The sequence below is a fragment of the Chitinophaga agri genome (genome assembly GCF_010093065.1).
Taxonomy (GTDB): domain Bacteria; phylum Bacteroidota; class Bacteroidia; order Chitinophagales; family Chitinophagaceae; genus Chitinophaga; species Chitinophaga agri.
In genome coordinates, this window is the sequence record NZ_CP048113.1 from 7,371,502 (window position 1) to 7,389,149 (window position 17,648).

Below are 17,648 nucleotides of genomic sequence, written 5' to 3' on the forward strand. Positions count from 1 at the left end.
AAAGGAGGATGAACGGCGATCAGTATACCTGTATAAGATCGCTGTTAAGCTTTAATGCCTTAGGGGGCATACCAAACATCTCATACATATATTTATTCAGTTGGGGAAGGTCATAAAACCCTGTGTCATATGCAGTGTCGGTCAGACTTCTGTTCTTATCCGAAAGTATATAGTAAATGACCTGGCGGAGCCTCGTCCACAGCAGGTATTTGGACAAACTGCTGCCGGTTTGGGCTTTAAACAGGGCCGCCAAACGGGAAGGAGAGAGGAATACAATGTCGGCAAATGTCTGTGGGGTAATGTCTTGTCGGAAGTAATTAACCTTGATATAGTCTACTATCTTAGTTACACGCTCGTCGTAATGAACCACGGGCAACCCTGAGAGTAATGCGTCAATGATACTATAGATGTCGAAGGTCTCTTCACCTGTCTGAAAGAACGTATTGATTTCCATAGGCGAATGAAAAATGAGATGGTTTTCACCCGGCGCCAGCCTTTTTAACAGCTCCAGACCGATGGTGGAATAGGGTTCGATGTTCAGAACGTTTAAACTCCCTTTTTCTGCTGTACAGAAATGAGCAATCTGTGGCTTAATCAGAAAGCCGTGAATGCCTTCATACAGTTTCCCATTAATAGTGGAAGTAAAAGGTATATCGTTGGAAAGGACGACCTGGTAGGCAGCGTGATGATGTATCTCTACGGTGAGATTATGGGCTTTTAGTGCCAGAATAAAAGGATTGTTGATCGTTTTCATCTTGCTGGTTTCATGAAAAACGCCGGTATGACGTTAGTGCAGACGTAGGTAAATATTGCTATAATAAAGTCGGAACTGCGTATAAATATATGCATTATATTTAAGGGGTGTACCGGTCGGGTATAAGTAAGCTTTGAGAATGTTTGAGGAAGCCTGGTCAATTAAACGACGCGTTGAGTTGCAGTGTCTGGGTACGGCTTATGCCGCATTATCAACCCTTCATGACGCGAAAGCGAGGTCTCGTGTACTTTGTTAGGCACCGCATCAAAATCCTTACTAATATTGTGTTGTCAATCGAGGTCAAAGGGCGGCGTTCGTAGTAAGATGAGGCTCCTGTTGTACCACGTTAAATAATGAACTAAACCTGGCTTATGAAATTTTTCGTTAGTTTTCTTTTTTTGCTCTACGCAGCGACCGCGCTGGGACAGGCATCCTTCCCTAAAGGGTTTAAATTAATAAAAGGCGAACATCCGATTGGAGAAGATGACATGTATTCCAATGGAAAAGATGCTTTTCAGATGCATTTCTTTTCAAGGGCATATGAAAACGACTATAGCTGGAATGATGATGGCTATAAGCAATTCATGACTGAATCGTTCGGGTTCCCCATGTACCGGACTAAAGATAGTCTACTGTGGGGAACAGGGAAAATTAATAATTATTATTCCTACGTGGTGGTAGACTGGCATGGCGAGATATTTGAGCTTTTTTCGGACTACAATGACGCGGACTTTTCTTTTTATTCAAACTGGCTGCTCTCTTCTATCAGAGAATATCGTAAAAAAGGAAAAGTATTCATGTTCCAAAAGATGTATGATTTTTATTACAAACCCCGTGTTTAACTATAAACCTGACCAGATTATATCGTTCAGTGAGGGGATAATGTCTGGAGGACATAGCGCCTCCGGATATTTTGTTCAGCTTGATGGTTTTGGAAAGGACGGGGTACTTCTGACTACAGGATAACTACACCATCTGAATTTGTCTTACCCTTCACCGGATCTTTCACCAGTCTTTCACTCTATAGTGAATTTATACCCCCTGCCGGGTACGGTAGTAAATTTAATGGAGTTATCGTCACTTAATTTCTTACGTAATTTGGACACCAATACATCAACATTTCTGCTGATAACCACTATGCCATTATCTTCCCAGATCTCTTTCATTAGTTTTTCCCTTTCTACGATCTGATTCATATTCTCTGCGAATATTTTCAGTGCTTTTGTTTCTTTTTCCGAGAGCGTGATATTGTTATCCTTCATTTTGAGAACATTACTATCGGCGTGGAATCTGAAGCTCCCTAATTGTATATAATCCTGGTTATCAAAAACAGCCCCTTTGTCTTCTTTTTTTATATCTGCTTTTTTACCAAACCTATTCTTTACGTAAAAACAAATGACACTCAAGGGAATAGCCAATGGTAGTAGCCAAAAAAAGTTAAATTGAGCCTGCTGCAAAAGGTCAATTTCGATCATGTAGCAACCGGTCTCCAGTTTACGACCTCTGCAAGGCGTTAAATCGCCTTTTTGGTTATTGATTTCGAATGCAAAGACAGTTTCATTTTGTTTACAACTCCTCAGGTTCACTATATAATCTTTTGCCAGGGCATCTTTTTGAAATGTGCGTTGTACTAAATTGATGAGTGTATCTGAGACGAAGCCAAGATCATTCTGGAAGGAGATCTGGTACGTGGTCCCATTTAATTTCCTGACCGGTAGCACCCGGGATGTAGAATCTTTAGCCGCAAGTAACAGCTGATGTCCCAGATCACGTAATACAACTTCCAGGTGTTTCTCAGGGATGTCATTCCTTCTATTGATAAATGTAACGGTGGAGATTGACGTTATAGTTATCATGATCAGGGCTCCGAACAGCATAAATGGCTTCATGCGTGTAAAATTATCTATTAAGCATCAGTTACAGGTCGTTTTACAAACTTTTACGCATCTTTTACATCTTTTTTACGGCTAAAAAACTTCAGCGTAATTGACACCCAATACATTTACGCTGTTGTTTCATCAAATCAATTACGGTCATGAAAATCTATAATTTTGCTTTTTTGCTCCTGATTCAGTCCCTGTATTCCTGTGACCAGGCGCCTGAAATACAGCAGTCGGCTCATCTCGCGGATAGGCTACACGCACAAAAAACAGATACCACTGCAACTGCCAGCTTTGTTTTCAGATCTGCGGACGGCGGACAAACATGGCAGGACATAAGCAATGGGTTACCCGAACCAGTGAAGGATGACTATGGTGTTGGCAGAGATATTTTTTATGCAGATGGCAGTGGGCTTTATTTAACCGATGGAAACTGGATCTATCACACCGACACCAGTTCAACCGCTCCTTTTTGGACCAGGGATATTTTCCCTGACAAACATAGCAATATTGCCCCTGGTAGGACCGGGGTATTTGCCTATAACTTCTATAGCCCCATTTTACAAAAGCTAAATGGAACAAATGTCTGGTCGCCCGTCTTCACAGATCTGCAGGAGAAAAAAGTACGCACGCTTATCGAAACCGCGGGAGGTACTCTTTTCATTGGTACTGACGAGGGCCTTTTTAGATCCACCAACAATGGAAAGACATGGAAACCAGTCTATGCCTGGGGCTTGTTAGGGAAACTGGTGGAGCTGGATGGCGTAATGGTGGCTACTTCCAGTAGAGGTATAATCAGATCGACCGATGGGGGAGAAAACTGGGAGTTGGTCGTTAGTGAGGGGGGCGTGGGCATCGATGTAGAGAGGATCAATGGTGGATTCGCTGCGATCAATTATAGTACAGCAGCCGGGACCAGGAGAGTACGAATATCCTATGACGGCGGAAAATCCTGGCAGCCCATTGATGCGGGCCTTCAGGTGCAAACTTTTAAGGACTCACCCATGCTGCCCATGGATGCGGGCAATCCGGCACAGGGTGCTGACTCAGTTTGGCATCCTAAAGAATCGGCCATGCCGGCGGAAGAATACAAAACTTCGATTATCCAGGTGGGTGAAAGCTTCTTTTGTGGTCATTCTGATGGTGTTTACAGGACATCAGACAAGGGAAAAACATGGAAGTTGATACTCCCTTCTGTAAAAGGGAAGATGTTCAAATTAGCTGTTTCTGGTAACGTGATTTATGCTATACAGCTGGATAATCATTGTTAAATGCCCGGAAACGTTGACAGTGAACGTCAATCAATCTAAAGCCGTGTGCATGATCATTTGCAATAAATAAGCCTTCAGAGCGATCTGGAGGCTTCTTAAAGGTTAACGCTTCCCGTTGCTACAACACCAAAGAAGAGAGCGATATTATCTCGTAACACTCATTGGCTTTTCAAACTTCGCAGCGTTAAAAATTCTTTCTCTATGCGCCAATCCCCAATCGGCCAAACCATCAGTTAACTCCTTCAGACGCTGCCCATATTGCGAGATCTTATAAGTCACCGCCAGCGGCTGACCCTCTGATACTTCTCTAATAATCAGCCCGTTTATCTCCAGATCTTTCAATTCCCTGCTCAACACTTTGCCGGCTATTCCGTTCAGATCTTTCAACAACTCTGAATAACGCATAGGCCTGTAACAAAGATGAGCAAGGAGCACAAGCGTCCATTTACCGCTAAGGATATGAAGGGTATCATCAATTGCACGAACCTTTCTCATGCATTCAGTGAATGTCGGATAATTTAAATTTTCATTTTCCATATGCAAGTTGGTTACTTTTTTGTCACTAAGTTGCCCTGTATGTCACCACCATTCGGCTCCTTAAAGTTACTTATTTACGTCAAGTGAATTTACATTTGTTGAAAATTGGATAATATGAGTTTACTCGAAGATTTACAGTGGCGCTATGCCACTAAAAAGATGAACGGCACGAAGGTTTCTCAGGAAAAATTAGATTATATCTTAGAAGCTGCCCGTATGGCGCCTTCTTCTTCCGGTTTACAGCAATATAAAGTGATCGTGATCTCCGATAAGGCACTGTTGGAAAAAATACAGGGTATCGCTTACAATCAGAGTCAGATTATGGATTGCTCACATTTGCTCGTTTGGGTAGCATGGGACGGATACAGTGACGAACGGATTAGTAAGGTATTCAACTATATGATGGATGAGCGCGGTTTACCACGCGACACGATGGATAGCTATAAGAATGTGATCCTGAACCTATATGGAACGAAAGGTGCTGATTGGCAGGCCCATCATGCGGCAAAGCAAAGCTATATCTCTTTTGCAATGGCTATGGCTGCAGCTGCCGAGCAGAGAGTTGATGCTACGCCTATGGAAGGTTTCACTCCTGAAAAACTGGATGAGCTGCTGAACTTAAACGGAAGTGGTTATAAAAGCACAGTGATATTGCCTTTGGGATATAGAGAAACGGAAAATGATTGGTTGGTGAATATGAAGAAGGTCCGCACTCCCAGGGAGGAATTTATCACTGAAATGACGATTGCCGATGCGGCCGATGTGGAAACTGGTGGGGGATTCGATCTGAACACTACTATTAAGAAATAAAAGTGTTATCGAAGTAAATAACCAGAGCCTTCAGAGCGATCTGAAGGCTTTCACTTTTTTTTGGGCTACCATGGACAGTGGCCATTGGTTATGATATTTTAGCGGAGTCACTGAAAGAAACACAAAAGGCTCAGCGACAACATTCAAATATAGTCATTCAGGAGCCAGCATTCAATAGGCCAAACACACTAAGTCCTGAGCAACTGAATTTTATCAGAGACTGCCAGTATCGTTCCCATTTTCTGACAGATTTTCTAACCGTTGGTTGATGATCGCCACAGACGGACTAATCACCTTATGAATCTGACAGGTCAATCAGCATATGGAAAACTTCCACCTGTTTATCATGGCAGGTCCTGGCTATTCTGAGGTGATTGACATCTTCATAATGTGAAGTCAGGTCCTCAAATCCCCTGGCTTTATCCATGGGGAATTTTAATTTGGTTTTCTTTATATCCTGCTGATATTTGCTCCAGATGGCATCAATGTTTTGTTGTTTACCGATATAATAAATAATCATGTAATACCGCTCAAGGTTTTTCGCATAGTCGAAGATTTTGATCATGTGACTCTGCGTAGTTCGGATATTTTTAGTTTCCAGATTAAGTGCCTCAATTAACGCAAAAGTAGTTCCGCCGCTTTCGATGGTAATATCAGTTTCCCCTGCATTTTTACCCGTAGCGGAATTTCCTTTTCTGGCCTGATCGGTAATGCTCCATCCCCAGATCTGGAACCTGAGCTTCAGTATCGCCAGCAACAAATCGCTGAATCGGTCTTCATGTTCAATTGTTTTTACCCCATGTATTTTATCACACAATACTTTAGATGCCTGAATGATTTCATTTAATACAAATTCATTCAACATTCTCCTGTCGTTAATCACCTCGGGAGTGACATGTGGAATTAACCTGGCCGGCAGATTTCTTATTTCTCCCAAATTGTTTCGGTATTTTCCCAGTACACTCTGGCTTACAGAGGAGTCTTTGAGCATTCTGATTTCTTTGGTCAGTTCATGACCGTTATTTTCCAGAAAATTGACGGCACTTCGCATATAGGAATGTGCCGTATCAAACATTTCTCTCCGGTTATAATTCTCATACACCATCATCAGTATTTCCTGATCATATAGAAAAGGTTTTGATAAGAGATTAATGGTCTGATCAAATTTGACATCGTCTTTCACCGCCACATAATAGTATAACTGATTTTTCGCGATGGGCTGTTTCAGCTTAGTCAGTTCATTTTTCCGGTCATCCGGCAGATCATTTAGGAATGTGTCCCATCGGTGCTGAGCGGCTATGAGCAGATCAGTGTCATTTTTATCCTGGGAGGCCTTTAGCACCTGGCCCCGGAACAGGTGATAGGCATACCTCACATTATGTTCATCATTGGACAGTAAGCTTTGAAGAGACTTGATCGCCACATCGTATTTCTTTTCATTATACAACTTATGCAAGGCGATAAAAAACGTCTTCAAGTTTCGAAGACTATGATCTTTTTTACCGCCTGAATAAGGTTTGACCGGAATTTCTATGGCAGCAAGTTTATGAGCGTCTTTTTCCTCTAAAGCCAGGATCAGATCAACGTTAAACAACAGATATTTGGTATACTGGTTGTGCGGGTCTCTCTTTTTAAAATGCGCCTGTATTTTCTCCATCAGGGGTTTCGCCAGCTGTCGGTGCGCATCTGAATTTGCCGCCTGTATCAGGGTGTCTTTTAAATCAGTTACGGTAAACCGGCTGTTGATGTATTCGTCCATATTAACGTTTTTGATCCGTTCAGACACCAGGTCTTTATGGACTTTTGACTCAAAAATATTGATCGCGTTGAGCATGCTCCCAATGTCAATACTATCGGCGAAAAAGTTTTTAATCAATTCACTTCCGGACTGTATGGGAAGATAATTGATGAAGCTGAACAATAGCGAACGCGGACTCAGGTAATGCGGATCATTGCCGGATAAACTGACTTTCTCATCAAAGATATTGATCCTTTCGTTTTGGAGCTGATCAACCGAATGCTTTATGGCCAGCTCGGAAATCCAGCCTTCCAGCTGGTTTAAGGAATCTTTAACAGGCAAATGTTCCAGCTCATATTCCATACGTTTTTCACTTATGCTGATATAAGCGAGTAGCAAGGATTTAACAAGCACTCTTAGTTTATCCGCCTGATGACTGTTTAAGTCGTCATACTCCGCTTCTTCGGTGTTGAAATCAACCGAATCCAGTATGGCCTGATAATAATCTGACAGCAGGTTTTCCCTGGCGAAACACAAATACAGGTATCCCCAGTCAATAATTTCTAGACCAAAGGTATTTAGCCCTCTTCTGACCAGTTTCTGTTCGATCTTTGAAGAAAAATGATTCATCATTTCCACTTCTCTTAAATGAAAGTAATCCAATAAACAATCGCGCAGCTGAAGCAGCAGGCCTGAAGCGGAGCTATGGATATCAGCTTTCTCCCTCCCGGAGGCTTCCCCTTCGATAAAGTTCATGTTGGACAGCCTTAACACTTCTACAGATACGTCCAGGTAAGCAGAGTCCAGGGAAATGTTTTCGGAGGATCGTATGGTGACAGGATCGTAATCCTCGAGCAGATACCCAGCCATTCCGGGCAGCAGACGAATCACCAAGCGCGGGGCGATCTGGCTTGCCGATTGAAGATGCACATAATCGTATTTTTTCAGTCTGAGTAGTCTGAGCAGTTCATCATATCGCTTCTTATAAGCATAATGACTGACATATTGATCATTCGAATGATAGCGGAAAACTTTCTTTGCCGTATCCATGATGACCCTCATCAGTGCCGTCGCATTTGCCGTCAGATCAGTCCCCGAAGAAACACAAAGGTCAAGTACCAGGCTATAGGATTGCAGGAACAGGTCATTGGTAATTTCGAGTTGCTTTTCCCTTCGTCTGTCAGGATTTTCAGAGATTTTCAGCAGCTCATCATTGACCGGTAACCGGTCAACCAGCCGGAATGCCAGCGGTATAAGTTCGGTATCATTTAACAAGTAAGGGATGACTTCAGGATATTTCTCCGGGATTTCATGGTATAAGATCCACAACAAAAACGGACGTGTCAAATCTTTTAATATTTTGTTGACAGCCTTGTACGGTTCATCCCCTGGTGAGGGATTTTCAATCAGAATTTTCAGCAGCTGGGAGTAATAAATGCGGGTTCGCTGATAGTCGAAGATTTGCAAACCTAGTTTTGTATGCTCCACACTCTGAATAAAGTGAAATACACTTTGGTAATTAAATTCAATCCTGGGAATTTCTCTTCCTATGGAGATATGCATATGGCTTTCAGCATCCAGCCAGATCTTTTCAAACTCAAAATCGGTTTTCAGCAGATCCGGTTCGGATTGCAGGTAGGTGTAGGCCAGCCAGGCGAACATTCTGCGCTGGTCATTATCCAGGTAGTCCGCAACATGGTAATGGTATAAGTCAATGCCGTTTGCCAGCTTTACAAACCGCTTAAATTCTTTGATGGTAGTCTGCTTTTCACAGATCAGCAACCACAGGGTGGCGCTCACTTCATGACGAAGGTAACGGAGATAATCATTGCCTTTATAAATAAAAGTTTCTTGGTCTGTATCTAAATGTAGAATCCCGCGCTCCAGCAGAAAATTTTCAGTTACCTTTTTGTGCGCGTATTTTTTCATCAGCGGCTGAAGTTTTTTCCTGGAGATCGTCGGGTGCTTGCCGTCAAAGCATCTTTTTGAATATAGCTGTAAACAACCTACAAGGTGTTCTTTACCTACAGGAATGTCTGTCGCCTTTCCCTGTTCCTGATAATATCCGACCTGCCATATATAGTGTCCCACTAATAGAGGCATCACCAGCTCATCATGAACGTTTCTGATCCAGTGGATGCGCTCAAAATCATCTATACATAACTTGGTCTGATGCAGTCCGTTGTATTCATTGATGATCTTTTTAAAAGTTGCTTTACTGCGGTCGGTAAAGGACAGTTGCAGTATGATATGGGCAATGATCAGGGAAAGATTGTATTGAAGATTCTCTGATTTGATTTTAGCGTTCACATGACTGAGATAATCATTCTCTGTTTTAGAAATGTAATTTAGCCTGCTGCTTAATGATCTTATTTTCTCCTTTGCGCTGTAGTCTAGTTGCAATCTCATTTCTGCTGAGGTGTTGACGTTAATTTATGCTCTGTTTTCAGGTACGTATGGCCGTTCCGGAGGGATGCTCTCCATCACACGACCCAGAATACGAATATAGGGAATTTCACCGGGTATGACGACCGTTTGAGTCGTATCTGGCTGCTCCGGATGTATGGTTATGTAAGGCGGTAATGACTGGGAGCCGCGGTTCAAATGAATTGCCTTTAAAGTAATGACATCATCGGTATACATCCTGCCGATGTAATCGGTAAACGGACGTATTTTTTGATAAACCAGCGTAAGCGGATCCCTCTTTGAGATAAGCATTCATGTTCTGATTTGCGTAAACAGGAATGATTTTCCCGTTTGAATACAGAGAGAACGTTCCTTGTATTTTTCTAACAGCCTTAGGGCTGTCGGAAGCAGCGGAATCAGTATGGTCGATTTGGTCTTCTTTCTGGTGTCTGGCATGTATGAACTCCTGTACGTGTGCTCTTGCGGTTACGCATCTCTCGTGCGTACGTTCCGCATATACCCCTGTAGGTATCAGTGCCAGCAGCTCATCATTGTGAAGGTGGAGTTCTTCCAGGACTTTTCTTTTGGAGAGTGTATTGCCATCAACGATATCCAGTATCCGTTCGCGGTAATGGTGACGTCGTTCTGAATTAGTTCAGATCTGTCATGTAGATTTTTAATGTCAGGGTATCTAAAAAGGCGCTAAGGGACCGAGTGCCTTCCTTGCTGCTTATGGGTTTCACTGCTTAGGGATCCCATCTTTCTAGATCACACTTTTTTTGGTTGATTCTTCTCTAGGGGTTCCGCCTACCGTAATGCGCATGTAGACGAACCGTGTTTTCTGAGCGGTGTTCTCTGGTACCTTTAAAAAGAAGAGTAACCCAAAACTTGTTTCCAACATAACTTCAACGATTAACTATTGATAAATGTCGATTTATTGCTCATTAAAATCAAGTCGTAAATGTGCTTACATGTTGGTATTCAGTTTGCTGTGTTGGCTTTCGTAGCAGTTTTTTAACATTCAAGACTGCCACAAGGACTTTGCGCACTTTTACAAGTTTTGGTGATTGCACCACAACGAAAAAGGGCCTGCAAATCTTGAATTTGCAGGCCCTTTTTAAGCTTTAAAAGACCTTTGGAGGTGTTTCGATGTCGTCTGACATCTCTTCACTTCTTTAGCGGGCTACTGGGGACAACTTTCGAACCAGTTTGAGGGGGACTTATCTCAAATTTTGACTTTTATTAAAGAAAGAGTTTCGCTTTCCAGCAAAGTGAGGGCGACAATATTAGGACCAGTAATACATTTATCTCATCGATATTGAGTTTTTATAATATTTATCTTCACTGTGGACGGCTAAAATAACTGATTCATAAATGGTTAAGACATCGGGGGCGTCAGAGGTGTCCGGACATGGGAAAAGATAAGAACGCTCGCGATGGAATGGATAGTTTACATAAGCCGGTCGAGTACCCATCACCTTTCAGCTAATTATAGGCTGGCGTTATTTATCCAGAATATAGTACTACCTTGTGATTATAATCCTTACAGCTTTTCCCATATATTTCTTATCTGTTTACACTTTAAATTGTTTATTGCTATGATTACGAATGGGCCTCATCATATCATTGCAATAGGTGCCTCTGCCGGCGGAATGGAAGAGATTAACGCCTTTTTTGATAACACACCTGTAGATGGCGTTTCTTACATCATCATTCAGCATCTGTCACCTGATTTTAAAAGCAGAATGGTGGAATTGCTTACCCGGCATAGTAAATTGTTTGTTGAGCAGGCAGCCAATGACATGGAGATCAGAGTTAACCACGTCTATCTGATTCCAAACGATAAGTTTATGACTACCCGGAATGGCAGGTTGTTTTTAACCACTAAAGAACATGTGAAGGCGCCACATCTGACGATTGATATATTTTTCAAGTCGCTTGCCGCCAGCTATGGTAAAACGGCGATCGCTATTATTCTCTCGGGATTGGGAGTAGACGGTACAGAAGGAAGTATCGCGGTAAAGAAAGCCGGAGGGATGGTCATCGCCAGGGACCCCGAAACAACGGGATTTCCTGGTATGCCAGCCAGTGCCATTGATACGGGTATGGTGGATTTTGTCTTGGAGCCTGCATCAATGCCTGATATAATTGAAGACTATATAATGCATCAGAAACAAATAATGGTTAACTCGGAAGAGGATGAGAGAACGCTCATCACTATTATTGACTTAATCAAGGAAAAATTACCTCTTGATTTTTCGGACTATAAACTGACAACGCTGCTTAGAAGGTCCATGCGCAGGGCTGCGTATTCAAATTTTACCAGACTGGAGGATTATTTTGAGTACCTGAAAGTTACTCCGGACGAGGTAGTAGCGCTCGCGAAGGATTTCCTGATCAGTGTTACTTCTTTCTTCAGAGACCCGGAAGCTTTTGAATTCATTGAAAAAAACATATTACCGGATTTATTGTCAAATCTTGCTCCTGGTGAGGAGCTGAAGATGTGGATCGCTGGTTGTGCCACGGGAGAAGAGGTATATTCAATTGCTATGTTGATCGCAGAACAGTTAACAGGGCCATATCAGAATGTTCCGGTCAAGCTTTTTGCAACGGATCTTGATACTCATGCTTTGCATTATGCTGGTAGGGGTGTTTATCAGTGGAATAGTGTAAAAGATGTATCTCCGGAAAGGCTGAGCAAGTTTTTTGTGAAAGAAAAAGATAGCTATCGGGTATTGCCGCTGATAAGGCACATGGTGATATTTGCTCAGCATGATCTGGTAAAGAATCCTCCCTATTGCAACATGCATTTTATCAGCTGCCGTAATCTGCTGATTTATATGACACCTTTTTTGCAGAAAAAGATATTTTCCATGCTGCTCTTTGGCCTTAGGATGAATGGATATTTATTTTTAGGGTCTAGCGAGAATCCTACGTCGATTATCCAAAGTCTTCAGGTAGTTAATAAAAAGTGGAGGATATATAAGAATGTCAATGCAAAAAGAATTATCAATTTTGATACATTTTCATTACCTGAATCGCTGAACTTCAAAGCAGCAGTACCTGTAAAGGAGAATGTTAGCAGGACTAATGGCCACAATATATCAGAGATTATCTGTGGGGTACTGGCAAATGAGATGGACTATCTGGCTGTTTGTATCGACGAGAATCAACATGTTGTTAAATCTTATGGGAATACATCCAAATACCTTTTGCAGCAGAATTTTAATTCCTATCTGCCGGAACTTTTGCCGGAACAACTCTTGCTGGCATTTAACAGTTTAAGTAGTCAGGTGCTGAAAACAAATAACGCGGCTGGCGTTAAAGGTATTCCTGTTGATATTGACGGCCAGGATCAATTGGTTCGCCTGTCTATTATGCCATTGAAGATTGAACGTGCAGCAGTTGGCTTGTTTCTGGTAGTATTTGAACGGGATTTCGAATCGGTTGCTGTGCAAAATGAATATCCTGTTTTTGATGAGAGGGTATATAACAACATGTATGTCTCAAATCTAGAACATGAATTAAAAGAGCTGAAAGATAAGCTGTACGCCGCGTATGAAACAATAGATGCTTATAACGAGAACATGCAGTCCTTCAACGAAGAGCTTATCTCCTCTAACGAGGAAATGCAGAGCACCAATGAGGAGATGCAGTCAGTGAATGAGGAATTGCATACAATCAATGCAGACTATCAGATTAAGAACAGGCAACTATTGGAAATTAATGATGATTTGAATAACTACTTCAGGAGCAATATAAACAGTCAGTTGTTTGTAAATGAGCATCTTCTTTTAATGAAGTTTTCTCCTGCTGCTGTACAGCTGATAAACCTGCAGGAATCCGATATAGGAAGACCGCTTAGTCATATCTCGGGTAATATACCGTTAGATGGAGTTATAGAAGACATCTGGAAAGTGATTCAAAAGGGCGAAGTGATTTCAAGGGCGATCGCGGCTAATAACGGATTATGGTATCAGATTATGGTCATGCCTTACATACAGCAGGCGGACAATAAGCGAACGGGTGCTATTATTACCTTTAATGATATTACTGAGTTAAAAAGGGCGAAGCTTGAGCTGGATGAGAAAAATGAAAGCCTGATGCGGATAAATGCAGATCTGGACCATTTTATCCATATAGTGTCCCATGATTTGCTGGAGCCGCTTGGCAGCATTGAATCCAGTATTGCTATTATGAATGAAATGGATATGGCCGACCCGGAACTGAGCAAGTACATGGAGATTACCCGATCTTCCATAAAAAAGTTCCGTTCACTGATAAGAAATATGGGTGCCATTGCCAAATTAGAGAATAATATGTCAGACATGGAGTTTGTCGATATTGAAGATATCATTAACAACATAAAGTGGAGCCTTGATGGGAGAATAAAATCGTCTCACGCTGTAATAACCACGCAGCTTGATGTAAAAGAGATCTTTTTCTCAAAAAGGAACCTGAGAAGTATGCTGTATAATATGATCTCTAACGCCATTAAGTTCTCTAAACGTACAAATCCTTTAGTACATATTCATACCTGGCAGGAAGAAGATTTTATTGTGCTGAGTGTTGAAGATAATGGTATTGGCATTTCAAAGGAGGGAATTGCACGGATATTCGATGTTTACGGCAGACTAAATAATGACATAGAGGGTAATGGTGTGGGATTGTACCTGGCAAGAAAGTTGGTCCATGCCGTTGGAGGAGATATGATCGTTGAAAGTGAGCCAGGTAAGGGAAGTAAGTTTATGATATATCTCAGATCAAAGAAGAGATCGTCAGTGTCCGATATTGGGTTGACCAATGATCTGAAAGAAGATCATTAATTGCGATAGAATGCAGCATTTTGAGGCGGTAATTTTGATATTAGCTATCCTTGTCGGTTTATCTGCGATTGCGGACAAAATTAAGCTCCCATTTCCTATCTTATTGGTGATTACCGGTACTATTGTAGGTATTGTTCCAGGATTTCCTCTTCTCATTTTAGATCCTGCAGTAGTCTTTTTACTGTTTCTACCTCCGTTGCTTTATGATGCAGCATCTCATACCTCATGGCACGACTTCCGGTCCGAGATGCTGCCTATTTCAACTTTGGCGATCGCGCTTGTGTTCTTTACTACCGTAACGGTCGCAGCAACTGCCTATTACTTTATTCCTGAATTCAGCTTGCCATTGGCTTTCGCATTGGGTGCAATTGTTTCCCCTCCGGATGCGGTAGCAGCCAGTAGTATAACCAAGGGGCTACAACTGAACAGGCGTGTAACGACAATTCTGGAGGGAGAAAGTCTTGTTAATGATGCCAGCGCCCTGATAGCCTACCGGTTTTCATATATTGCAATTGTTACAGGTTCTTTTGTATTCTGGGAAGCCGGATTACAGTTTTTATTACTGGTTTGTGGAGGGACCTTGTGTGGCTTAGTGACAGGATACATTTTTGTATTGATGCACGAGAAAATTAAGCGAAAATCCATTGTCAGTACCAGTCTCACTTTGCTGACTCCCTTTGTTTCCTATCTATTCGCAGAGATGCTGCATACTTCAGGTGTACTTGCTGTGGTAAGTGCGGGTCTGTTTATATCATGGAGATCTCCACGGATATTTTCTTATCAGACCCGAATGCGATCAAAATCTGTATGGGACACGCTAATTTTTATCCTCAACGGATTCATATTTTTACTCATCGGGCAACAACTGCCTACTGTTCTGAAAGACCTCAAAAACTATTCTTTTGAAATCTTGCTTCTGTATGGTTTAATAATCAGTTCGGTAGTTATTCTAGTTCGGATAATGTGGGTCTTTGCCACCGCATATTCTCAGCATATCTTCCAATACAAAATGAAGGGTGCTGATTTTAAAGACACACAGTCTGAAAGAGTAAATATCTGGAAAAATGTATTGATTGTAGGCTGGACGGGAACCAGGGGAATTGTATCAATGGCTACAGCATTGTCCTTGCCGCTAACAATGGAGGGGGGGGGCCTTTTCCCGCAACGGTCGTTGATCTTATTTCTGACGTTTGTCGTTATTTTCGTAACGCTCGTTATTCAGGGCATGTCTCTACCTCTACTCATACGTATTTTAGGTGTAACACCAGCTGATCAGTCCAATAGAAATGAACTGGAACTACAATTATTTCTGGCGCAGAGTATTATCTATTTCATAGAGAATGATTTGCCGATCAATCTGGAGGCCAAGTTGAAAGATCAGGTAAAAGCAAGATATGAGGCTACTGTCAATCAGTTATCAAAGGAAACGGAAATGGAAGATAACCCGATCGAAAGCATGGAAGAGCACAGGTTGTTGATACCACTGGCTCCTATTATGGCTGCAGAGATAGAAATAAGTAAATTTCGTCGTGAACTTTTAATCAGGCTGCACGAAGATGGTTCATTCGATCATCAGACCATTAAGCAGCTCGAACAGGAATTGGATGTCGATGATCTCAGGCTGAACAGGCTTCTTAAGAGAGAAGACGAGTAGCAGGATCCTCTTTTTTTCCCAGCATCTTAAGCATTTTTGCATGTTCCAGTAGGGCTCTCACAAAAGTTGGCTGAACATGATATGGAAGTGAGAATGATTCTGCAGTTGTCTTTACAATGGAAGAAAGCTTTTTGTAATGGATATGGCATATTCCTGTGAATAGGTGATGCTCTATCTGGAAGTTCAAACCGCCAATAAACCATGAGAAAATACGGCTTCTGGGCGCGAAATCAGTGGTGTTGACAAGTTCGTGGATCGCCCAGCTGTCTTCCATACGATACGTACTGTCGACGATCACCGGTAATGAAAAGGGAGAACTGGCCATTATATGAGATGGTTGGAAAATACAGGAAAGCACAAGTCCAGCAGTGAAATGCATGACACAAAAACCGCCAAGCACATAATACCAGGCCTGGCCAGAAAACAGCAACGGCAATACCAGAATATATGAGTAATAGATTATTTTATAAAATGTGACTTCAAGTACAGCCTTTCGCAGAGATATTTTTTGATTACTGAGCAGGTTGTGTTGTTTATAACGGATTACCTGAAGATAGTCTTTTGCCGTCATCCAGAACAGGGTCATCAACATATAAAAAAACCATGCATACAGATATTGGTAACGATGATACCAATACCGCCGCTGCCTGGGTGATAAGCGTAGAAATACAAAGCCACTGATGTCGTCGTCGAGGCCATCAATATTAGTGTAAGTATGATGTAAAATATTATGTTGTATTTTCCAGGTAATGGAATACCCGCCTATTACTTCGAGAATGTACCCTAAATATTTATTTACTTTCTTATTTGGCGAATACGTTCCATGATTAGCATCATGCATTACGGAGGCGCCTATCCCTATCATTCCCCATCCCATCACAAACCAGAGAGACCAGAACAGCAAAATATTATTTGCGCCAAGGCCCGTAATTATTAATATATAAGGCACGAAATAACACAGCAACATGGCTACGGTTTTTCGCCACATACCAGCATTCGCATAAGGGGAAATACCGTTTGTCTCAAAATAGGCATGGACTTTTACTGTCAGGGTATCAATGAAACTATTACTCCCCTTGGGTGCAAACCTGACTATATTTATTTTTCCAATGCTCATATTAAGACATTATTTGGGGCATCTGGGCAAGGCATTGAACAAATACATGTAGCCTGCTCAGCCATTCATGTGAACTTATTTTTGATTCGATACTTTTGTTGATGTTAATTGCTTCGAGAAGGTCATAACTAAAAGAGGTATGTAGCTCTTCTACCGTTCATGGGTTCATTCAAGTAAACCTTTTTTCGTGTGATGTTTTTACCATTCACCAATGCCGCTTCTTCTAATCAGTACAAATATCGTTCCTCCGGAACGCTGATTGCATGCCGGCGCTTTTAACCGAAACGCAGCGGGATGAGATGAAGTAGGTAGATCAGAGAACCAGAGCGATCGTTTATGTATGTGGTGGACATATTTTGCATGCAGCTAGAAAAGCAGGGGCTGTCGTATCGGCGTGAAGGGGTACAAACATGTCGTGATGAATAGATTGCATGCTACCAATATGAGTATAATTAACCCCAAATTACGTAAGTCACCCTTATTACTTAATGAGACTATAATGAACTAACACAGCCAGATGAAGGGTAATTTCAAGATTAAAAGGTAATATCAGAATTTTAACGGAAATTCCAGTTCATATTCTTCAACTATGAAAAATGCCTTCCAATTTTTACATCTGAAGGCCTTTAATGTTGCCAGATCCGTCGATTTTTTA

Annotated in this window: 11 protein-coding genes; 5 read left to right on the forward strand and 6 right to left on the reverse strand. The window is 41.8% G+C overall.

Features of this window, described 5'->3' with window-relative positions:
• Window positions 1–19 precede the first annotated feature (19 nt).
• Window positions 20–754 carry a helix-turn-helix domain-containing protein gene (locus GWR21_RS29050; RefSeq protein ID WP_162335198.1) on the reverse strand — a complete coding sequence of 245 codons (735 nt, stop codon included), beginning with the start codon at window positions 752–754 and terminating at the stop codon, window positions 20–22.
• A gap of 371 nt (window positions 755–1,125) precedes the next feature.
• Between GWR21_RS29050 and GWR21_RS29055 the strand changes: the two genes are divergently transcribed.
• Complete coding sequence (locus GWR21_RS29055; RefSeq protein WP_162335199.1) at window positions 1,126–1,596, forward strand: hypothetical protein; 471 nt, start codon at window positions 1,126–1,128, stop codon at window positions 1,594–1,596.
• Between the two features lie 174 nt (window positions 1,597–1,770).
• Here GWR21_RS29055 and GWR21_RS29060 read toward each other — a convergent pair whose 3' ends face one another.
• Window positions 1,771–2,643: a helix-turn-helix domain-containing protein gene (locus GWR21_RS29060; RefSeq protein ID WP_162335200.1), complete on the reverse strand. Its 873-nt coding sequence runs from the start codon at window positions 2,641–2,643 to the stop codon at window positions 1,771–1,773.
• Between the two features lie 146 nt (window positions 2,644–2,789).
• Between GWR21_RS29060 and GWR21_RS29065 the strand changes: the two genes are divergently transcribed.
• Window positions 2,790–3,905, forward strand: a complete 1,116-nt coding sequence (locus tag GWR21_RS29065) for a sialidase family protein (RefSeq protein WP_162335201.1) — start codon at window positions 2,790–2,792, stop codon at window positions 3,903–3,905.
• Window positions 3,906–4,049: 144 nt separating this feature from the next.
• Here the strand turns inward: GWR21_RS29065 and GWR21_RS29070 are convergent, their stop codons facing one another.
• Window positions 4,050–4,442, reverse strand: coding sequence for a winged helix-turn-helix transcriptional regulator (locus tag GWR21_RS29070; protein ID WP_162335202.1), 393 nt, complete (start codon window positions 4,440–4,442; stop codon window positions 4,050–4,052).
• Between the two features lie 114 nt (window positions 4,443–4,556).
• On the opposite strand from GWR21_RS29070, the gene GWR21_RS29075 reads away from it, so the two are divergent.
• Entirely contained in the window at window positions 4,557–5,252 is a 696-nt protein-coding gene (locus GWR21_RS29075) for a nitroreductase family protein (RefSeq protein WP_162335203.1), read from the forward strand.
• Between the two features lie 295 nt (window positions 5,253–5,547).
• On the opposite strand, the gene GWR21_RS29080 is transcribed toward GWR21_RS29075, so the two are convergent.
• Together GWR21_RS29080 and GWR21_RS29085 are read right to left on the reverse strand one after the other, a co-directional pair.
• Complete coding sequence (locus tag GWR21_RS29080) at window positions 5,548–9,399, reverse strand: hypothetical protein (protein ID WP_162335204.1); 3,852 nt, start codon at window positions 9,397–9,399, stop codon at window positions 5,548–5,550.
• A gap of 24 nt (window positions 9,400–9,423) precedes the next feature.
• Window positions 9,424–9,708: a hypothetical protein gene (locus GWR21_RS29085; protein ID WP_162335205.1), complete on the reverse strand. Its 285-nt coding sequence runs from the start codon at window positions 9,706–9,708 to the stop codon at window positions 9,424–9,426.
• Between the two features lie 1,286 nt (window positions 9,709–10,994).
• On the opposite strand from GWR21_RS29085, the gene GWR21_RS29090 reads away from it, so the two are divergent.
• On the forward strand, window positions 10,995–14,222 hold the full coding sequence (locus tag GWR21_RS29090; protein WP_162335206.1) for a chemotaxis protein CheB: 3,228 nt from the start codon (window positions 10,995–10,997) through the stop codon (window positions 14,220–14,222).
• Window positions 14,223–14,232: 10 nt separating this feature from the next.
• A complete protein-coding gene (locus GWR21_RS29095) occupies window positions 14,233–15,876 on the forward strand; it encodes a Na+/H+ antiporter (protein WP_162335207.1) in 1,644 nt (547 codons plus the stop codon).
• On the opposite strand, the gene GWR21_RS29100 is transcribed toward GWR21_RS29095, so the two are convergent.
• Window positions 15,857–16,993, reverse strand: a complete 1,137-nt coding sequence (locus GWR21_RS29100) for a fatty acid desaturase family protein (protein ID WP_202929005.1) — start codon at window positions 16,991–16,993, stop codon at window positions 15,857–15,859. The genes GWR21_RS29095 and GWR21_RS29100 overlap by 20 nt on opposite strands.
• Window positions 16,994–17,648 lie beyond the last annotated feature (655 nt).